Source organism: Chryseobacterium indologenes, from assembly GCF_018362995.1.
Classification (GTDB): domain Bacteria; phylum Bacteroidota; class Bacteroidia; order Flavobacteriales; family Weeksellaceae; genus Chryseobacterium; species Chryseobacterium indologenes_G.
Map to the genome: position 1 here is coordinate 2,334,130 of NZ_CP074372.1, position 20,201 is coordinate 2,354,330.

Annotated in this window: 15 protein-coding genes; 3 read left to right on the forward strand and 12 right to left on the reverse strand. The window is 35.7% G+C overall.

Features of this window, described 5'->3' with window-relative positions; all coding sequences use genetic code 11:
- The 11 genes from DYR29_RS10490 to DYR29_RS10540 form a co-directional block, all read right to left on the reverse strand.
- A complete protein-coding gene (locus DYR29_RS10490) occupies positions 1 to 825 on the reverse strand; it encodes a polysaccharide biosynthesis/export family protein (protein WP_213280429.1) in 825 nt (274 codons plus the stop codon).
- Between the two features lie 39 nt (positions 826 to 864).
- Positions 865 to 2,793 carry a polysaccharide biosynthesis protein gene (locus tag DYR29_RS10495; protein ID WP_213280430.1) on the reverse strand — a complete coding sequence of 643 codons (1,929 nt, stop codon included), beginning with the start codon at positions 2,791 to 2,793 and terminating at the stop codon, positions 865 to 867.
- Positions 2,794 to 3,151: 358 nt separating this feature from the next.
- Positions 3,152 to 3,610 carry a regulatory protein RecX gene (locus DYR29_RS10500; RefSeq protein WP_142717669.1) on the reverse strand — a complete coding sequence of 153 codons (459 nt, stop codon included), beginning with the start codon at positions 3,608 to 3,610 and terminating at the stop codon, positions 3,152 to 3,154.
- A gap of 56 nt (positions 3,611 to 3,666) precedes the next feature.
- On the reverse strand, positions 3,667 to 4,932 hold the full coding sequence (gene glyA, locus DYR29_RS10505; protein ID WP_047378780.1) for a serine hydroxymethyltransferase: 1,266 nt from the start codon (positions 4,930 to 4,932) through the stop codon (positions 3,667 to 3,669).
- 149 nt (positions 4,933 to 5,081) lie between these two features.
- Positions 5,082 to 5,987: an NAD(P)/FAD-dependent oxidoreductase gene (locus DYR29_RS10510; RefSeq protein ID WP_213280431.1), complete on the reverse strand. Its 906-nt coding sequence runs from the start codon at positions 5,985 to 5,987 to the stop codon at positions 5,082 to 5,084.
- A gap of 137 nt (positions 5,988 to 6,124) precedes the next feature.
- Entirely contained in the window at positions 6,125 to 7,651 is a 1,527-nt protein-coding gene (locus DYR29_RS10515) for a glycosyltransferase family 39 protein (RefSeq protein WP_213280432.1), read from the reverse strand.
- Between the two features lie 50 nt (positions 7,652 to 7,701).
- On the reverse strand, positions 7,702 to 8,268 hold the full coding sequence (locus tag DYR29_RS10520; RefSeq protein ID WP_213280433.1) for a hypothetical protein: 567 nt from the start codon (positions 8,266 to 8,268) through the stop codon (positions 7,702 to 7,704).
- 121 nt (positions 8,269 to 8,389) lie between these two features.
- Positions 8,390 to 9,601 carry an efflux RND transporter periplasmic adaptor subunit gene (locus DYR29_RS10525; RefSeq protein WP_213280434.1) on the reverse strand — a complete coding sequence of 404 codons (1,212 nt, stop codon included), beginning with the start codon at positions 9,599 to 9,601 and terminating at the stop codon, positions 8,390 to 8,392.
- A 108-nt stretch (positions 9,602 to 9,709) separates the two neighbouring features.
- Entirely contained in the window at positions 9,710 to 10,981 is a 1,272-nt protein-coding gene (locus DYR29_RS10530; protein ID WP_047420807.1) for an ABC transporter permease, read from the reverse strand.
- 67 nt (positions 10,982 to 11,048) lie between these two features.
- Entirely contained in the window at positions 11,049 to 12,278 is a 1,230-nt protein-coding gene (locus tag DYR29_RS10535; RefSeq protein ID WP_142717675.1) for an ABC transporter permease, read from the reverse strand.
- Positions 12,279 to 12,369: 91 nt separating this feature from the next.
- Positions 12,370 to 13,059: an ABC transporter ATP-binding protein gene (locus tag DYR29_RS10540; RefSeq protein ID WP_047420805.1), complete on the reverse strand. Its 690-nt coding sequence runs from the start codon at positions 13,057 to 13,059 to the stop codon at positions 12,370 to 12,372.
- 424 nt (positions 13,060 to 13,483) lie between these two features.
- On the opposite strand from DYR29_RS10540, the gene DYR29_RS10545 reads away from it, so the two are divergent.
- The 3 genes from DYR29_RS10545 (at position 13,484) to DYR29_RS10555 (ending at position 16,571) form a co-directional block, all read left to right on the forward strand.
- Complete coding sequence (locus tag DYR29_RS10545) at positions 13,484 to 14,458, forward strand: ribonucleotide-diphosphate reductase subunit beta (RefSeq protein WP_047378790.1); 975 nt, start codon at positions 13,484 to 13,486, stop codon at positions 14,456 to 14,458.
- Positions 14,459 to 14,566: 108 nt separating this feature from the next.
- Positions 14,567 to 14,857 (forward strand): hypothetical protein, encoded by a 291-nt coding sequence (locus DYR29_RS10550; protein ID WP_213280435.1) that lies wholly within the window; start codon positions 14,567 to 14,569, stop codon positions 14,855 to 14,857.
- 55 nt (positions 14,858 to 14,912) lie between these two features.
- The gene (locus tag DYR29_RS10555; protein WP_047378798.1) at positions 14,913 to 16,571 is read left to right on the forward strand and encodes a ribonucleoside-diphosphate reductase subunit alpha; all 1,659 of its coding nucleotides are present in this window, start codon (positions 14,913 to 14,915) and stop codon (positions 16,569 to 16,571) included.
- Between the two features lie 300 nt (positions 16,572 to 16,871).
- Here the strand turns inward: DYR29_RS10555 and DYR29_RS10560 are convergent, their stop codons facing one another.
- Positions 16,872 to 20,057, reverse strand: coding sequence for a TonB-dependent receptor (locus DYR29_RS10560; RefSeq protein WP_213280436.1), 3,186 nt, complete (start codon positions 20,055 to 20,057; stop codon positions 16,872 to 16,874).
- Positions 20,058 to 20,201: the final 144 nt, after the last annotated feature.

Sequence of the window (20,201 nt, forward strand, 5' to 3'; positions counted from 1 at the left end):
TTATTTCTTATTAAATAAACTTACCACTACTGCTATGGCTGTAATACCGATAGAAATTGCTGTCAGGTAAAGACCTGTATTTGGGTTTTGTTTTGCCATAACATCTTTTGTATTGTTTGAGGAAACAATAATGGCATCCCCTTGTTTCAGGTTATAATATGGAGAATTAATTAAATTAGCATCATGAAGATTAATGCGGCCGTGAGAAACAACCCCGTTTTCTGTTCTTACCACCAATATATCATTTCTTTTTCCATATTGAGTCAAATCGCCAGCCATCCCTAATGCATTCCAGATCGTTGCCTGCCCGTTTGCAATAGTATAGTCACCCTGTCTATTTACTTCTCCTAATACAGTCACTTTAAAATTCGACAGTCTCATATTAACTGTTGGGTTAATGACATATTTCGTCATTTTTTCCCTTAGTTCATCTTTAAATGTTGTCAAAGTTTTATCTAAAGTATTCAGTTTTCCCAATATTGGAAAGTCAATATCGCCATTGGCATCTACAATATATGTTGGACCTGATAGTATTGTCGCACCCTGATTAGGAGTATTTCCTCCTGCTGCAGCATTGGTTTGAACAAGTTCTGATGAAGAATAGTTTTGATTAAAAGGTTTTACAACATCCATATCCTTTGCTGTGATCAGAATAACCAGCTGATCCCCTGCTTGAATTGTATTTGCAGAATTTTTAGCAGAAGCATTGATTGCAACCTGTTCTATATTCTGCATATAATTTAAATCATTCTTTGCATTGGGATTAACTTTACAGGAAATCACTAAAGAGGACACCAAGATTACTGCTAATATTTTTCCTTTCATTATATTGTTAAATTGTACAAATATACATTTATATTTTATCTATTTATCCAGGGCCTCATAGATTGAATTATTGCTTCGGAATTCCGGCACTATTGTCTTAAGAATCCTTACTACCTCTACTTTATCTCTTCTAAGGGAAGCTTTTGTAATTTGTGTGGTAAGCAACTCTATTTCTTCAAATCCTATAGAAGGGTCTTTAGAAATCATAATTTTTTCATTGTGCGTAGGAAGAGTTTTCGCATCATCACTTAAAAGTTCTTCATAAAGCTTTTCTCCAGGTCTTAATCCTGTATAAATGATCTTAATGTCAATATTAGGTTCGAATCCTGATAATTTGATCATCCTTTTCGCAAGATCAAGAATTTTAACAGGTTCCCCCATATCAAAGACAAAAATTTCACCTCCTTCTCCCATTGTTCCGGCCTGAAGTACAAGTTCACAAGCCTCCGGAATAGTCATGAAATATCTTACAATTTCCGGGTGAGTGATGGTTACCGGACCTCCGGCTTCAATCTGTTTTTTAAAGTGAGGAATTACGGAACCGTTAGAACCTAATACGTTTCCAAATCTTGTTGTAATAAATTTGGTAACATTACCTTCTACATTTTGAAGCGACTGTACAAAAAGTTCTGCAGCTCGTTTTGAAGCACCCATAACGTTGGTAGGATTTACAGCTTTATCTGTAGATACCATTACAAACCTGTTTACTTTATACTTGCTGGATAGTTTTGCAACAATCTTTGAACCTAATATATTAACAAAAATTGCTTCGTGTGGATTTTCTTCTACCAAAGGCACATGCTTATAAGCAGCAGCATGGTATACCATCGAGAATTTATAGGTCTGGAATAAAGATTCCATTCTGTGATGATTAGAAACATCTCCTAAAACAAATTTGAAAGCAATATGAGGAAACTTTTCTCTCATTTCGAGTTCAATTTCATAAAGAGGAGTTTCTGCCTGATCCAGAACGACAATTAGAGAAGGATTAAAGTTAGCAACCTGTCTTACAATTTCACTTCCAATGGATCCTGCTCCACCAGTTACTAATACGGTTTTATCATAATGTCTGCTCTTGACTTTTTCGTTTTGAATTTTGATAGGCTTTCTATTCAGCAAGTCTTCAATTTGAAGGTTTCTGATAGACCCACCCAGATCGCTGTCTCTCAGCTTTTGTACTGATGGTGCCTTAAAGACGTTAAGATCTTTCTCTAAAAATAAATTCACCCACGTATTCATCTCATCTCTGGCCATCATCTCTTTAACAATGAGAATTCCATCAATAATAAGATCTTCTTTGGTGTTTTCTTCTATTTTTTGTTTTCCGTAGATCGGTTTTCCTAGCAGAGATGCTCTTTTAGAATCTGTTCTTTGTGTTAAAAAACCTACTACCTGATAAGGCAGGCTCGGATTATCAAGAATAGCACGTGCAATTGCAATTGATTGTTCATCAATCCCTAATACCAGAATTCTTTTTTTCAGTGCACTTCTTCTGTATTCCCTTACAATATGGAAAAATTCTTTCACATATAATCTGAAAAGGAATAATCCCATAAATGAAATTACAAAATAAAGAATCAGATAAGGAGTAAGTATAAACTTGGCTCCTGTGGTCCAGAAATAAAGAATATTGATCGTTCCGATAGTCAGCATTGTGCAAAAGCATGATATCAGAAGCTTAAATAAGTCTATAAATGTTGAATGGCGGATAATTCCGGCATACGTCTTGAAGAGATACATAAAAACAGTATTCGCCAAAATAATAAAAGCAAAAATTAAGCTTTTATCTTCATGGTAAATAAATTCCTGTTTAGTAATTTTTTCGATAATGTAAGTAGAAAGAAATAGAGATATAACCAGAATAATAATGTCTATTACAAGAATTATCCATCTAGGAAGATATCTTACGTCTGAGAGATTGACAACATTATCCCCTCCAAATATTGTTTTTCTAAGAGAATCGTACATTGTCTATATTGGTGTTCATATTTAATTAATGTGTAATATCTGATCTTGTGATCAAAGATAATTCCGATACAATCATGCAAAAATAAAATAAATTTATTTCAATATGTTGAAATCAAAAATAAATTTGATGTTATATTTATGAAATCTCGCAATTTCATTATGATACAGCTAAATCTCACAGACAAAAATCATACCATATAAAGTCTTATAAAGGCGATATTTATCTATAAAAATTCTTTATTTCAGCTGTTTTATCTTTAAAATAATTATTAAATATTTATGTATCAACCTCTTTCAATGAACTGATTGTTTTTTTGTTAAAAGTCATATGTCAAGTTTTTTGGAATTCATTAATATATTATTCAAAAATATCAATTATTTTTTCATATTCAAAACCTTTACTCATCAAATATTTTATAGTCTTGGTTTTTTTTTGATATTCTTTCAAACCAGTTTGTTTAGAATAATACCCTTCAAAAATTTTCCTGATAGTCTTCTCATAATCAGAATCATCTATTTCATCAAAGCACGAACTGATCAACCTTTCTGAAATCTGTTTTTGCTTCAGATTCATTTTAATTTTGGTCTTCCCCCAGTGTTTGATGTAAAATTTGCCTCTGATATAGCTTCGTGTAAACCTCTCTTCGTTCAGATAGTTTTCTTTCAGGAGATATAAAATGATTTCTTCTTTAGCTTCATCAATAAGCAGAAATTCTCTCATCTTCTGTTCCACTTCTGCATGGCAGCGGTCCTGGTAAACACAGTAGTTCACCAGTTTCTGCTTGATTTCCTCGAAGGTATAAGATTTCTTTTCCATTGAATAAAAAAAGAATGAGCAGTTTGCCCATTCTTTATATGATATCGGAATGTCTGTTAGTAATTGAACAGAGCTTTTCCTTCCATTAATTCGTTAACTTTCTTTCTTACGGATGTAAGAACTTCTTCATTTTTGATATTGTCTACCACTTCAGAAATCAATCCTGCAATCGTATCCATATCATTTTCTTTCAATCCTCTTGTTGTAATTGCTGCCGTTCCTAATCTGATACCAGATGTTGTGAATGGTGACTTATCATCAAAAGGAACCATGTTTTTGTTACAAGTAATATCAGCAAGCACTAATGCTTTTTCTGTTTCTTTACCGTTTACTCCTTTATTTCTAAGGTCTACCAGCATCAAGTGATTGTCTGTGCCTCCGCTTACGATATCAAATCCTCTGTCGATCATCGCTTTTGATAACGCTTGAGCATTGGATTTAACTTGTTTTGCATATGTTTCAAACTGTCCGTCCAAAGCTTCACCGAAAGCTACTGCTTTACCAGCGATTACATGCTCAAGCGGTCCTCCCTGAATACCTGGGAATACAGCTCCGTCCAATACCTGGCTCATCATTTTGATTTCTCCTTTTGGAGTTTTGTGGCCATATGTATTTTCAAAATCTTTCCCCATCATAATCATACCTCCTCTTGGACCTCTTAGGGTTTTGTGAGTAGTGGTAGTTACTACATGACAATGTTCGAATGGTGAGTTTAATAATCCTTTTGCTACTAAACCAGCCGGGTGAGCGATGTCTGCCCAAAGCGTAGCTCCCACTTCGTCTGCTACTTCTCTGAATTTAGCATAATCCAAATCTCTTGAATACGCTGAGAAACCAGCAATAAGCATTTTTGGTTTTTCTCTTAGAGCAACCTCTCTCATTTGGTCATAGTCAATAAGACCTGTTTCCTGCTGTACTCCGTAAGAAACCACATTATATTGAATACCAGAAAAATTCACTGCAGAACCGTGAGTAAGGTGTCCTCCCATTGAAAGGTCCATCCCCATGATTTTATCGCCAGGTTTCAAAACTGCAAGATAAATGGCTGCATTTGCCTGAGAACCGGAATGTGGCTGAACATTCACATAATCTACTCCGAAAAGTTCTTTTGCTCTGTTGATAGCCAATGTTTCAACCTCATCTACAACTTCACATCCTCCGTAATATCTTTTACCGGGATATCCTTCAGCATATTTATTTGTAAGTACACTTCCCATTGCTTTCATCACGTTTTCAGAAACAAAGTTTTCTGATGCGATAAGCTCTAATCCGTGAGTTTGTCTTTGTCTTTCCTTTTCAATCAGGTCGAAAATAATATCCATTTTACTTTTAGTTTTTGAAATTTCCACCCCAAATGTACGGATTTTTCATCGAGATTTCTCTATTGAAAAAATGATTTTAAACACTAAAAAATGAAAAACCTTATCAATAAATCAAATATTATGATCGTTTTAATTTGATGGAAAAACCTTTAAAATTCTTCGTCTGCCAATTCCTTATTGACCACTGCACCTGCAAAATTCCCTTGTGCAACAGCATTAGCCACGGAGCGCATCATAGTCACACTGTCTCCACAGGCAAAAACTCCGGGAACATTTGTTTTCTGCATCATATCCACTTTAATAAATCCCTGTTCTGTAAGTTCGCATCCCAAGTCATCGGATACATTAAGGTTTTGTTCAAAAGGAATTTTAGCATATAAAGCCTGTAAAGCAACTTCTTTTCCGTTTTTGAAAACTATTTTCTGAATGGAACCATTTGTATGCTCAATGCTTTTAATTTCATCTTCGTTAAGAATGATTTTATTCTGCTTCAGTTTTTCGAGTTGTTCATCAGTAAGAACAGCTTTCCCGTTTGTAAACAGGGTAAGATTTTTAGTCAGATTAAAAATCAGTTTTGAAAATTCGTAAGCCATATCCCCATTGGAAAGAATTCCGGTAACCTCGTTTTTCACTTCATAGCCATGACAGTAGGGACAATGTATAACAGAAATCCCCCAGCATTCTGCAAATCCGGGAATATGAGGCATTTTATCTTTCACTCCGGAAGCCAAAATAAGTTTTTTAGCCTGGAATTTTTCGCCGGATGAAGTTTCAATCCCGAAACCATCAGTTATTTTTACTGTTTTTACAACTGTTTCATTATAAAAATGAACTGTATTGTATTTTTGGACATCTTTTTTGGCAAGTTGAGCAATTTCTGACGGTGTTTTTCCATCATGAGTAACAAAATTGTGAGAATGAGGAGTCTGTCTGTTACAAGGTTTTCCGTTGTCAATAATCAGGACATTTCTTAAAGATCTTCCTAATGACATACCTGCAGATAATCCTGAATAGCTTCCTCCTATTATGATGACATCAAAGTTTTTGTTTTCCATAGTTCAGTTGATAGTTGATAATTGATAATTGATAATGCAAAGTTAACCTAAAATCAATTAACGCAATAAAGTTGCAATAATATTTATCTATTAATTTTATCCTGTCTGCAAATCATTATTTTATTCTTATTGAAAAACTATTTCCATTCATTTTTGACTTCAGTAATTTCGTCCTGAATTCTTTTACTGATATCTATTTTTGCTCCCTGTAAACTGAAAATTGCCGTTCCTCTTTCTCTTGCATACGGATTGGTAATGGAATCATATAATTTTGCAACTTCAAAAAAAGAGCCTGATTCTTTAAGTTCCTTTCCTGCTTCAGGGGCATCTTTAACCCTGATAACATTTTTATATTTTTTGCTTAAATCTATCCAGTTGATATAATCTGCATGAAATGACATAGCTACAACGCCTGTCTTTGAATAATAATTAATAGCACCAGTCTGCCCGTAGTTATCACACAACACCATCGTATTTCCGGATTTTGACAGTCGGGAATATTCTTTATCTACTTTTTGAGCCAATTCTTTCCAGCCTTGCATATCGGCAAAGTCCTGAGGCAACGGATGATCTTTTCCGTCTTCCCAGCGAAGCAATCCGAATTTTTTGTACTGATCCTGATGAGACTCTATATATTCAGGACTTTTATTGGGAAAGGCTACATTATATAAAGGAAGAAATAAAAGTACGGGAATAAGAATACTGATTGGTTTCAAAAATCTCTTCCAGCCTTTTTCAAATAAATGACCAATAAAAACGGAGCCAAAAGCAATATACACCGGATAAAGTCCTATCGCATAGTAATCTTTTGCTTTAAAAAACAAAAACAGAGTGATTGTGATGATATAACTCCAAAAGAAAAATCTGAATTTCTCAAAAGGCTTGTACAACAGCAATGCTCCCCAGCCTGCTATAATAACAAAAATAACTCCTATGAAAAAGAGAATCTGAGATTTCATAAACCCCATTCTATCCACATGCACAAGCTGTTTTTCAGAAAGTTCCTTCATATGATGGATCACTGGAAAATGATTCTGATACTGCCAGAGAAGATTGGGAAAAATAATAATCAAAGCCAAAAGAGCAGCCCAATATACATGAGACTGCATAAAAATTTTTCTTTGCTCTGTGAGCAATAATGCAGGAATAAGCCCCAATAATGAAAAAGCAATATTGTATTTATTTAATATTCCTATTCCAAAAATGACAGCTCCAATGTATATCCATTTTACTTTTTCTGAATTAAAATATTTAATCAAAGCATAATAAAGGAACAACCACAGAAAAATTTCTAAAGAGTTAGGCTGAAACAGCATATTTATCCGGAGGAGTACTGAGAACAGAATCCCTAAAGAAGCAAGTATTTTGGCAAAGAGGCTTCCATTAAGTTCTTCAACACTTTTCCACACCAGCACTATCGTCAGTGCTCCGAACAACGCAGGGAAAAATTTAACCCAAAATATAGAATTTCCTAACATTTTAATCATCAAGGCAATCCATGAATTGACGGGAGGAACAGAAAGATATCCCCAAGCCAGATGATTGGCCTGGTCGAGATGCAGATATTCATCCCGATGAAGTTCATACTCAGGGCTTATCAGTGAATATTGAAGAGCAAATTTCGCAATGATAAAAAAAAGCAGAATCCAATAGTCTTTTTTCATGGAGGTATAGTTTGGAATTTAAAGGTAAGACAGTATAACTCTTTCTTTTGTTACATGATTTCAAACTTATTATCTATGATTTCAGCTTTTATCTTCTGAATATTGCCGGACCAATACTTAATTTCTTCAGTCTTCTCAGGACATTCTTGTAAGGGAGCATTCTGACAGGCAGCCAGATATTCCTGATACGTTTTCAATATAGTATTCAGGTATACTTCATAATCTTTGGGATTTTTGGGAATATATCCTATTCCATCACAACCGCAGGAATGAAAACATTTTCCTGTTTTAAAAAGACTTTCTACAATCCTCCATTCTTTGACTGCCGTTTTTTTTGGCGCTTTGAAATCTTTTCCCAGATCAGCCATCACACTGGCGCATTCCGGGCATTTTATAGTCCTGTTTTCAAGGTTTGAAACAATTTTCTCCAGTTCTTTTATCTCATCTTTTGTGAAAATATATCCTACTTTGCGAAATATTTTCCCACCAGGTTCATAGTATACTTTTTCTTTTTCGATCCTTCTTATAATGTCATAAGTATCCGGTTGCTTAAATGATTTCCGGCATTTAAAGCAGACATAATGTGATTTATAAGTTTTCCGAGCGTATCGACACATTTTTCATGGATTTATCTAATTCAAATATAGGAATTTACTCTTGTAAAGATTTTATATAAAAAAATCCCGGAGAAAAAAAATTCCTCCAGGATTACAGTTTAAAAGTGTATAGTGTAGTTTATTATTTTTTGCTGGATTTTTCTTTCAGCTCTTCTTTGTCTTTATCAGAAGGATTCCAAACTTTAATCTCAGTATCTTTTGTAATCTCTGATCCCGGAAGAACCTGAACGTTGATACCGTCACTAGCTCCCAGTTTCAAATATACTTTTTTGAATTTCCCGTCTTTTTGTTTCGCTTCTACAAAAGGAACATCCTTTCCTTGTTTCTTTTCATACTGAACTAAAGACTCATCCAATAATAATGCATTTTTCTGAGAACTCAAAACAATTTCACCATTTGCAGAAAAACCTGCTCTAATATACTCATTATTAGGATTACTTACATTACCTTCTACCGGAAATTTAATAGTTCCTGCATTATCTTTTCCTTTAGGTGCGATCATCGTTAGTTTTCCAGGGAAAGTTTTGTTTTGTAATGCACCGATTACGATATTCATATCCATACCTTCACTCAGTTTTCCAGCTTGAGCTTCGTCAATTTCACCTTTAAAAATCAGGACATTCAAATCTGCCACTGAACAGATTGTAGTTCCGGCGTTAAAGTTATTGGCTTCAATCACCTGGCTTCCTGCTTTTACAGGCACCTCAAGTACGGTTCCTGAAGCTTTTGAACGAATCTCGGTAGTAGCTAAACCTTGTCCTTTCAACTCAGGCGTTGCTCCTGTCTTAGCAATCTGTAATCTTTTTTGAGCGGTATTTAATTGCTGTTGAGCATTTTTCAACGTCTGCTGCTGAGAGAATAATTGCTGTTGAGAATTCAGATATTCCTGTTTAGAAGCTACTCCCTGCTTGTACAGTTTATCCTGCATTTCAAATTGCTTCTGCATATTTCCTACATTCATCTGCGCATTACTGATCTGAATCTGTGCATTCTGAACTTCCTGCTGGGCAGCATTTACCTCAGAAATACTGGGAACAATCTTCACGGTAGCAATCAGCTGTCCTACTTCTACCTTATCTCCTTCTTTTACTAAGATTTTATCTATGATCCCTGCAATATTGGGTTTAATTTCAATTTCTTCCTTGGGAACAATTTTTCCTGTTGCCATTACCTTATCATCCATATTCTGAACGGTAGGCTTACGGGTAAGGAAAGCTTCTCCTTCTTTAGAATTAGATTTGATAAGATAGCCAATCCCTGAGAACAATGCCACTGCAAATAAAAGCCCCAACACTATATAAATGGCTTTTTTCCAAGTGAATTTCTTTTTCATATGTATAGTTTATTTTTTATTAAATAGATTGAAAGATTTAAAATTAAAGATTGATTCTCTATATTTCTTTTACTTTTAAATCTTAAAATGGTTTCATTTTCAAATTAATTACTCTGTTCTTAAGGCTTCAATAGGCCTGATCTTTACTGCTCTTTGCGCGGGAATCATTCCGATGATCAATCCTAAAATTACCATGACAGCCATGGCTGCAAAGACGTTTCCATAATTAACCGTTGGATTATAGAACGGAAATGAATCCTGCCCCTGGGTAACGGCATTCAGAATCATCAACACAAAAATCCCAAACATAAAGCCTAATAACCCTGAGGAGAGTGTTATCACCACACTTTCCAGCAAAATCTGATTTCTTACTTCTGCCGGTTTCGCTCCCAATGCTCTTCTGATCCCGATTTCTTTGGTTCTTTCTTTTACTGTAATCAAAAGGATATTCGAGATTGCAATAACTCCGGCAAGGATTGTCAGTGTACCTACAATGATAGTTAACAGCTGCATTCCCGTAAGAAAACCAGTCAGCTTTTTAAATTCTTTTCCAAGGTTGAAACTTCCGAAAGCATTGGTATCTTCAGGGGATACTTTATTTTTTGACTTTAAAACCTGCTTTACATCTTCTTCTACCGAGTTCACATTGGCATTAGGTTTACTTACAATCGCAAACATGTCAATCTGATCTCCGGCATTATACATTTTTGTATAGGTAGAAAGCGGGATGAAAGCTGTTTGGTCATTTTCAAATCCTCCTCCTTTTTTCACACGGAAAACTCCGATTACATTAAAGAATAGTCCTTTAATATTGATTGATTTCCCAATTGGGTTTTCTTTTTTCTTGGCATCAAAGAAGTTTTTATAAATCTCTTCTCCAATAACTACTACATTTTTATTTCCTGAAACATCGGCATCATTGATGTAACGTCCGAAGATCAGCTTCTTTTCTGAAATTTTATTTCCTACAGAGTAATCTCCCGTAAGCGAATAAGTACCATTTTTTCCGTTTCTTGACATGGCCTCTCCGGGTGTTCCGGTAAAGCTTCCTCTTGCATTTTGCGGCGAAATATAATCTATGGCAGTTACTTTTCTTTTGAGCATTTCCATATCATTTAAGTTCAGATGAACTTCTCTTCCTTTAGGAAATCCTTCATAGGGAATAGAGGTTTTCTGTGCCCACAGGAAGATTGAATTGGTAGCAAAACCGGAAAACAATTTATCAAAACCATTCTCCATTCCTTTTGCTGCTCCAAGAAGGCTCACATACAAAAACATCCCCCATCCTACGCCGATCATGGTAAGAAATGTTCGGAGTTTATTATTCCTCAATGAGTAATAAATCTCCTGCCAAGTATCTTTTTTAAATATGATATTCACCTTGTTGAATTATAAGTTATAAATTATGAGTTATGAATTTCATTAATCCGTTTATCTTTTTCACAAATTACTCTGTTCTCAAAGCTTCGATCGGTTTAATTCTTGAAGCTCTGTATGCCGGTACAAATCCTGCGATCAATCCTGAGAAAATCAAAGCGATAAATGCCATGATGATAGCGCCCCATCCTACACTCGGGCTTTTAATAAAGAACTCTTCAAGGCTGTTTCCGATAAGACTTAAAGTCAAAACGCCTACTCCTACTCCAACAAGTCCGGAAACCACAGTAATCACAACACTTTCCTGAACGATCAGTCCTACAATTCCGCTTGGCTTTGCACCAATAGCTTTCCGTACTCCAATTTCCTTGGTTCTTTCTTTTACGATATACACCATAATATTACTGATCCCGATAATTCCCGCCAGCAATGTACCCATACCAATAAATCCTACAATCGCTGTAAGAACTGCCATAAACGCAAATGTATCATTCATGTTTTTCGCATTGTTCCAGACACGTATTCCCTTTTCATCATCAGGAGAAACACTTTTTCTTGCTTTTAATTTATCTTTAAGCTCATCACCATACTTAATGGCCTGATCCGGAGTCAGTTTATCATTGTACGTAATATAAGCTATATTTACGGTATCAGATCCTTTCTTCATCTGCTGTAAAGTCGTAATCGGAACGGTAATATGTCTTTCATCTCTATCTCCTCCGTCATCTGAAAAAACTCCAATGACCTTATACATTGTTCCATTAATATCGAGTTCTTTTCCTATTGGACTCCCGTTTTTGATTAAATCCCGCTGAACCATTCTCCCAATGACCGCAACATTTAATTTCCTTTCCAAATCCATCGCTGTCACATACCTCCCATCAATAATTTTTCTATTTTCAATGACCTGTTCCCCGGGTTGAGCTCCATTGATCTGATAAAGGCCACTTTCCTTTCCATATTTCACCATTAAATTGGCAGTATATCTTGGACTGGAAGGCCCAGCTTTTTCCTTATCTGCATTAATTAAAAAGTCATAGTCTGAGTTATTCAGGGTTATATTCCGATCAGACTGAAGGCCTTTATAAGCTAAAGAGGCTTTTCCTGTAGAAAAAATAATAAGATTTTTAGCATCTCCCGCAAATCCTTCCGAGAATGCATTCTGAAGCCCTTTTCCAATTCCAAAAAGCACAATGAAAATAAACAGTCCCAAAGCTACCGTAAACCCTGAAAGCACCGTCCGAAGTACATTACTCCGGATAGAACTGAATATTTCCTGCCAACGATCTAGGTCAAACATTTTTTATTGGTATTAAAAGATTGAAAATTTAAAGATTAAAAAATTGAATCGTTAAATTTTCAAATTATCTCATTTTCAAATTATCAAATTCCTAAAGCACAATCTGCTTAATAAACTCATCACTTTCAATAACCCCATCCTTCAGCACTACGTTTCTTTTGGTCTGTGCAGCTACGTCCGGTTCGTGGGTTACAACGATGATTGTTTTTCCTTCATTATTGATATCCTGAAGAAGTTTCATAATATCATGAGTAGTTTTGGAGTCCAATGCTCCGGTAGGCTCATCTGCCAATACCACTTTTGGATTTGTGATCAATGCTCTTGCAATAGCCACTCTCTGTTTCTGTCCTCCGGAAAGTTCACTGGGAAGGTGATTTGCCCATTGTGCAAGACCTACTTTTTCAAGATATTCCATAGCTTTCTGATTACGTTCTCTTCTCGGTACATTCTGATAGTACAGAGGAAGTGCTACGTTTTCCAAAGCTGTTTTATAATTGATAAGATTGAAAGACTGAAAAATAAATCCCAAAAACTTACTTCTGTATTCTGCAGCTTTTACTTCTGATAAATGCTCGATAGGAACTCCATCCAGTTCATAGGTCCCTGAATCTTTTTCATCCAGAATCCCAATAATATTAAGAAGTGTAGATTTTCCGGAACCGGAACTTCCCATAATAGAAACAAACTCGCCCTCAGAAATATTCAGATTAATTCCTTTGAGAACATGAAGTTTGCTTTTTCCTGTATCGTATGACTTATTTAAATCCTGAATTACTAACATTAAGTGATGTATGTTTTATACCCAATAAGTAGATGATATTTTCAAATTGTTACAAGAATAAAAATTTATTCAAATATTTTTTTGTTTAATGCTTTAAACCTTTATTAATAATACTTTATAAATTTATGTTTAACTGTAACTCCAGATTTCTATGTATTTATCCTCAATATAGTGGTCTAGCCTATTATCCTAGCCTGTTTCATGTAAATGTGGAAAACTTTTCAGGCTAAAAGTCAGCCGATTAGTATTTACCCCTTTCAAAATCAGTTCTTTTTTTCGAACTTTGCTATTAGTTCTTTACAAGAAATATGGTTTTGCAAAAGTGAATAACTTTATTTTACAACATGCAGACAAACAAAAAGTTAAGTATTTCCGGAACGTTATCCACAAGGATCTAAATTATTTAATTATAAAGATATTTAATATGGGAATTTTTGATAAAAGAGTAAGCTATAAGCCATTTGAATACCCGGAGGTTCTTCAATTTGTAGAAGCAATCAACAAATCGTTCTGGGTGCATTCGGAAGTGGACTTTACTGCAGATGTTCAGGATTTTCATTCGCAGTTGGAACCACATGAAAAGCACGCTGTGAAAAATGCGCTGTTAGCCATTGCACAGATCGAGGTGTCTGTAAAGACATTCTGGGGAAATTTATACAACCACCTACCAAAGCCGGAATTCAATGGATTAGGATCTACTTTTGCAGAATGCGAGTTTCGTCATTCTGAAGCATATTCCCGTTTATTAGAGGTATTAGGATATAATGATGAATTCCTTAACGTAATTGAAATTCCTGCTGTAAAAGGAAGAATCGAGTTTTTAGGAAACGCTTTAAAGCATGCTAATTCTGCAACTCCGAAAGAATATGTTTCCGCTTTACTATTATTCAGTATTTTAGTGGAAAACGTTTCTCTTTTCTCACAGTTTGCCATCATCCTTTCTTTCACAAGATTTAAAGGATTCATGAAAAATGTTTCCAATATCATCGCATGGACTTCAGTAGATGAGCAGATTCACGCTAATGCAGGAATCTACCTGATCAACAAAATCCGTGAGGAACAACCTGACTTATTAACAGACAGCGATATCGAAGACATCTATACTTTAGTAGACGAATCTATTGCAAGAGAAGGTGATATCCTTAGCTGGATCTTTGAATTGGGAGAAATCGACAATGTTTCTAAAGAAGATCTATTAAACTTCATGAAATACCGTGTGGATGACAGCTTGAAGAAAATCAATATGAAAACAAGATACAACATCACTCCGGAACAATACAAACCAATGGTATGGTTCGAAGAGGAAGTTTTTGCCAATTCATTAGATGATTTCTTTGCAAAAAGACCTGTAGACTATACCAAGCACGATAAGAGTATTACTGCAAACGATTTGTTTTAATATTGGGGCGCGAGCGAAGCGAGCGTCAAAGCAGTCAGTATCAGGATGTATTCCTTTCTGATCAATTAACGGAAATCAGTTCATTTATAAAGCACAAATACAGAAGAGATGATCAATGTAATAGTAAGCTATACGGTAAACCCGGAATTTGTTCCAAACAACAAAACCAATATCCAAAAGTTTCTGGAAGATTTCAAGAATTTAGATTCTTCCACCTTTGAATATAAAGTCTATGTAAAGGAAGACGGTGTTACTTTTGTACATTATTCAAACTACATCAATGAAGAAGTTCAGCATGAAGTTTTGAATGTTCCGTCTTTTAAAGAATTTCAGAGATTAAGAGACGAAAGCGGGCTGAACGATTCCCACAAAGTAGAAATTTTACAATCAATACTATAAAAAAACAAAATTCCGGAGTGATTCTCTCATTCCGGAATTCGAAAATATAACATCTATGGAAGAGCAAAATTCAAATATATGGTGGCTCAATGAAGAGTCTGAGCAAATGCTGAACAGAGGATATCTGTTGAAAGGTGAAACGGTAGACGGAGCTATCGACAGAATTACCACTGCTGCTGCAAAAAGGTTATACAAACCTGAACTTCAACCGGCATTCAAAGAAATGATCACAAAAGGATGGATCAGTTTTTCTTCTCCTGTATGGGCAAATATGGGAACAGAAAGAGGTCTTCCTATCTCATGTTTCAACGCTCATATTCCGGACAGTATTGAAGGGATTACTCACAAAATGGGTGAAGTAATCATGCAGACTAAAATCGGAGGAGGAACTTCAGGATATTTCGGAGAATTAAGAAACAGAGGAACAGCTGTAACGGACAACGGAAAGTCTTCAGGAGCAGTTTCATTCATGAAGCTTTTTGATACGGCTATGGATGTGGTTTCTCAGGGAGGGGTAAGAAGAGGTGCTTTTGCTGCTTACTTAGATATTGACCACGGAGATATTGAAGAATTTTTATCCATTAAAGATATTGGTAGCCCGATTCAGAACCTGTTTACCGGAGTATGTGTACCAGATTACTGGATGCAGGACATGATAGACGGTGATATGGAAAAACGTAAAGTTTGGGCAAGAGTACTGGAAAGCCGTCAGCAAAAAGGTCTTCCGTATATTTTCTTCACGGACAACGTGAACAGAAATAAACCTCAGGTTTATAAAGATTTGGGAATGACGGTGAACGCAAGTAACCTTTGTTCTGAAATCATGCTTCCATCTACTATGGAAGAGTCTTTCATCTGCTGTTTATCTTCCATGAACCTTGAACTGTATGATGAGTGGAAAGATACCGATGCTGTAAAATTAGCAGTATACTTCCTTGATGCTGTATTATCTGAGTTTATTGACAAAACTGAAGGTAACTATTACTTACAGGGTGCAAGAAACTTTGCGATGCGTCACAGAGCTCTTGGATTAGGAGTTTTAGGATACCATTCTTACTTACAGAAAAATATGATTCCGTTTGAAAGTTTTGAGGCGACTCAGTTCAACGCAAGAGCATTCAGACATATCAAAGAGCAGGCTGAGCAGGCTTCAAGAGAACTTGCCAACATCTATGGAGAACCAGAAGTGTTGAAAGGATATGGATTAAGAAATACCACCACAATGGCTATTGCTCCTACGACTTCAAGTTCTGCAATTTTAGGACAGACTTCTCCGGGAATCGAGCCTTTCTCCTCCAACTACTATAAGGCAGGTCTTGCTAAAGGAAACTTTATGCGTAAGAACAAATACCTTGCAAAACTATTGAAAGAAAAAGGATTGGATAACGAAGAAACATGGAGAACAATCATGCTTAACCATGGATCTGTACAGCACCTGAATGAGCTTACTCCTGAAGAAAAGGCAGTATTCAAAACATTCAAAGAAATCTCTCCAATGGAGATTATTTCTCAGGCGGCACAGAGACAGCAATACATTGACCAGGCACAGTCACTGAATCTTCAGATTCCTTCTACAATGCCTGTAAAAGATGTTAACTACCTTTATATTGAAGCTTGGAAAAAAGGAGTGAAAACACTTTATTACCAAAGAAGTTCATCTGTTTCAAAAGAAATGATGGTTAACTTCGTGTCATGTTCAAGCTGCGAGGCATAGGATCAAGTAATAAACACGCTATATTTACAAAAGCATACCGAAAGGTGTGCTTTTGTCGTTTTTCAATATAATAATAGGTTTTGACTTCAATTGATTGATCATTTATTTTCCCGCGGATTACACCGATTTTCACAGATGATTCTTATAGTATTAATAAGTTTTGGCTAAAGCCAATGGATGGATAAACATATCCTAATTTATATCAAGAATCATCATTTATCTCCTATCATTAATAAAAAAGGTCCGGAAAGAAAATCCGAACCTTTGAAAAGAATTATGAAGTAAAATGTAAAAGCGTACTTAAAAATTGTATCGAACTCCCAGCTGAGCTTGGAATCTTGATGCAAACTGATCAATAGTATAAGGTAGCCCCGGAGTTTTGAAGTTATATGCAGGGTCTCCGGCAGAAGGTTGTCCTGTTGCTACATTTCCAACCTTTGTCAAACCGACACTTGCTGTAGAATTGAAAGTATTAGGAACAAAATATACTTTCCCCCAATCTTTGTTCAGCAAATTGGTAAAATTGATGATGCTCAATGAGATTTGTATATTATTCTTAGATTTCTTACTCAGTTTGATCTCATCCATGATTCTGATATCCGCCTGAATATTCCACGGAGTAACATCACCATTTCTTTCAGTGAATTTTCCTCTTCTGGACTTCAGATAGTCATTATTGTTGACAAAATTTTCATAATCTGCAATCTGTTGCTGAGCAGTTACCACTACATTTCCTGCAGCATCTTTTATAGGAACTATATATTTGGAAGCTTCTGCAGCATCTTTAAAGATATAAGCAAGTCCTGCTGCCTGCCCCGTATTGGCAATCGTGCTGTTCACAAATCCCCATGAAAAAGGATTTCCGGATTGTGCATTGAAATATACATTGGTGTATAATCTGTTGGTCTCAGAAATATTAAAGGCATATCCAAGATTCGCAACGACTCTGTTTTTGATAGCAAAGTTAGATGTTGTCAGTTTCGGGTCATTTGGTGTCAGAGACTGATTCATCTGCCAGTTACTTTCCATAGAGTTTCTGATACCGTTGGTAATATCCTTAGCGTCTCCATAAGTATAAGCCACAAATAAATTAAAACCGAAGTCGTATGATTTTGAAAGCTGTGCAGTCAGGTTGTAACGGTATCCTTCTTTAGTATTGGATAAAAGGTAGGCATTAGAGAAATTACTGTTGATATTTGTTGTATAGATTGGCATCTCATGATTTGTATCATAACTGTAATACGTTACGTTATCCGTTTTATTCACCTGCTGGAATTTCAGATCATAAAGCACTTTTGTATAGATCCCTTCTAAAGTCAATTTATATCCTGCAAGGGTATAATCGAATGCTAAGGAGCTTCTCCAAACTCTTGGCATTTTAAAGTTGTTGTCAATAAGGTCTACCTGTACTTTTGAAGAGTTCTGCCATTTCGGGAAATTGGCACTGTTCAGTGGATCTCCATTGGCAGCAAGCTGTGCCGCTGTTGGTCCATTATAATCATAGCTTCCAAAACCTACTCCATCATTATAATAAGCATATCCTAACCATGCAAAAGGAATTCTTCCTACAAAGATTCCTGATCCACCTCTTAGTACCATAGATCTATTCTCTGTAAGATCAATCGTAAACCCAAGTCTTGGAGATAATGTAGGTTTATTCAGGTAATTGTTGGTAAGCTGGCTCAATGGAGTGTAACTGTAGGTATTTCCCGAGTTCGGATCCTGAGGTGAGTTGCTAACCAATGGACTTAATTGTGGTTTATTCGGTAGGTCTGTATAGTCTACTCTTACCCCCGGTGAAAGTCTCACTCTTCCCCAGTTAATTTCATCCTGAAGGTACAGGGAAAGCAAATTCACTTTGTATTGAGCATAAGGATTATCAAAAATTGTTTGTCTGCTGTCTCCGTTGAAAGGGTAAGTTCCTCTTATCCTTGCAGGAGTACCGTTAAAAAAATCATTCAGGCTTTTATAGGAAATTCTTCCGTTCAATGCATTTACAAAACCATAGTCAATATTGTATAACTCATTGTGCGTTCCTAATAAGAAGGTATGATTTCCTTTTTTATAAGTAAGATTATCGGTAATTTCAAAAGTCTTCTGCTTCATATTGAAAACAGTAGCCTCTCTGTCATTTCCCAAAAGTATCGTTCCTCCGTTGTAAGCAATTTCTACCTGTGGAAACATCGCATTACCGGAAGTAGGATCCCTGTAATCATGAATGGAAGAATATCCTACTACTAAATTATTGCTCCATTTATCATTAAAACGGCTTTTTAATTCAAGTGTAGTGGTAGATGCTGTATTTTTCTGAACAAAATCCATACTGGAAAATCTGAAATTCGCGCCATCTCTCTCCAGGTTGGATGCCTGTGAAAATACTGTATTATTTTTAATGGATAAGGAGTGCTTATCATTAATTTTCCAATCTAACTTGTTGAAAAGTTTAGAACTTTCAGAAAAGTTATTGTATTGGTTAAAGCTACCAACATTGAAACCATATTTATTTCGTACAAAATCAGAAATCTGCTGGGCAACCTGCTCATTTACGAGTGCTCCCGGATCATTGGCATTATAGAATACAGGATCTGTTCTTTTGGTGTATTCTAAATTGGTAAATAAGAATACTTTATCCCGCACAATTGGCAAACCTACTCTTCCTCCATAGATAAAGTCTTCAAAATCACTCGGCATTTTGGAGTTGTCCCCTACTCTGTTTCTACCGGTAATTGCCGCATTTCTTCCGTATGCATAGATTGATCCTGTAACATCGTTACTTCCACTTCGTGTTACCGCATTAATACTTCCTCCAAGGAAATTTCCGAGCTTCACATCATAAGGAGCAATATACACCTGCACATCCTGAATAGCATCCAGACTTATAGAATTGGAACGGGTACTGCTTCCGGGCATTCCCGAAGTACCTGTCTGCCCTCCTAACGAAGGACTGAATCCAATTGCATCATTATTGATAGATCCATCAATCGTCACGTTATTATAACGGAAATTGGTCCCATTGAAAGAGTTGTTAGCACTTTGGGGAACCAGTTTGGTAACATCCTGAATTCCTCTGTTAATATTCGGCAGACCTGAAATCTGTGCCTGGCTGATTCCTACCCCATATTTTGCGGTGGTCTTTTTAGAAGTAATTTTCACCTCATCAATTGTCTTTTCTTTACTTCCCACTTCTACTACAGGTAAGTCGTTATTCCCTAAAGAAAGCTGCAGATTCGGGTTTTCATAAATAACCTGTGATCCATCAGATATTTCAATTTTATAAGGTCCTCCCGGCTGAAGATTATCTAAACTGAACTGTCCTTTGCTGTTACTTTTCGTTTCAAAGGTACTATTGGTAGGAAGATGAACTACCTTTACGGTAACTTCGGAAGAAATTCCCTTTAATCTTCCAAAAATTTTAGAACTGGTTTCCTGTGAAAATGCAAACCCAAACGATAACAGAGCAAAAGCACAGATGATTTTTTTCTTCATATTTTATTCGCTATAAACTTGGTGTAAAATTATATCTAGTAAAAATGAAGTATGGTAACATAGAATTAACATTACGTAACAGAATGTTTAATATTTCCTTAAAAAAAACTTAATAGAAACATCATGAAAGTCTTAAAAAAAATT

Excerpts from the sequence above, each read along its gene's own strand:
- DYR29_RS10490 (WP_213280429.1), bottom strand. The coding sequence starts at position 825 with ATGAAAGGAAAAATATTAGCAGTAATCTTGGTGTCCTCTTTAGTGATT.
- DYR29_RS10495 (WP_213280430.1), bottom strand. The coding sequence starts at position 2,793 with ATGTACGATTCTCTTAGAAAAACAATATTTGGAGGGGATAATGTTGTC.
- DYR29_RS10500 (WP_142717669.1), bottom strand. The coding sequence starts at position 3,610 with ATGGAAAAGAAATCTTATACCTTCGAGGAAATCAAGCAGAAACTGGTG.
- glyA (WP_047378780.1), bottom strand. The coding sequence starts at position 4,932 with ATGGATATTATTTTCGACCTGATTGAAAAGGAAAGACAAAGACAAACT.
- DYR29_RS10510 (WP_213280431.1), bottom strand. The coding sequence starts at position 5,987 with ATGGAAAACAAAAACTTTGATGTCATCATAATAGGAGGAAGCTATTCA.
- DYR29_RS10515 (WP_213280432.1), bottom strand. The coding sequence starts at position 7,651 with ATGAAAAAAGACTATTGGATTCTGCTTTTTTTTATCATTGCGAAATTT.
- DYR29_RS10520 (WP_213280433.1), bottom strand. The coding sequence starts at position 8,268 with ATGTGTCGATACGCTCGGAAAACTTATAAATCACATTATGTCTGCTTT.
- DYR29_RS10525 (WP_213280434.1), bottom strand. The coding sequence starts at position 9,601 with ATGAAAAAGAAATTCACTTGGAAAAAAGCCATTTATATAGTGTTGGGG.
- DYR29_RS10535 (WP_142717675.1), bottom strand. The coding sequence starts at position 12,278 with ATGTTTGACCTAGATCGTTGGCAGGAAATATTCAGTTCTATCCGGAGT.
- DYR29_RS10540 (WP_047420805.1), bottom strand. The coding sequence starts at position 13,059 with ATGTTAGTAATTCAGGATTTAAATAAGTCATACGATACAGGAAAAAGC.
- DYR29_RS10545 (WP_047378790.1), top strand. The coding sequence starts at position 13,484 with ATGGGAATTTTTGATAAAAGAGTAAGCTATAAGCCATTTGAATACCCG.
- DYR29_RS10550 (WP_213280435.1), top strand. The coding sequence starts at position 14,567 with ATGATCAATGTAATAGTAAGCTATACGGTAAACCCGGAATTTGTTCCA.
- DYR29_RS10555 (WP_047378798.1), top strand. The coding sequence starts at position 14,913 with ATGGAAGAGCAAAATTCAAATATATGGTGGCTCAATGAAGAGTCTGAG.
- DYR29_RS10560 (WP_213280436.1), bottom strand. The coding sequence starts at position 20,057 with ATGAAGAAAAAAATCATCTGTGCTTTTGCTCTGTTATCGTTTGGGTTT.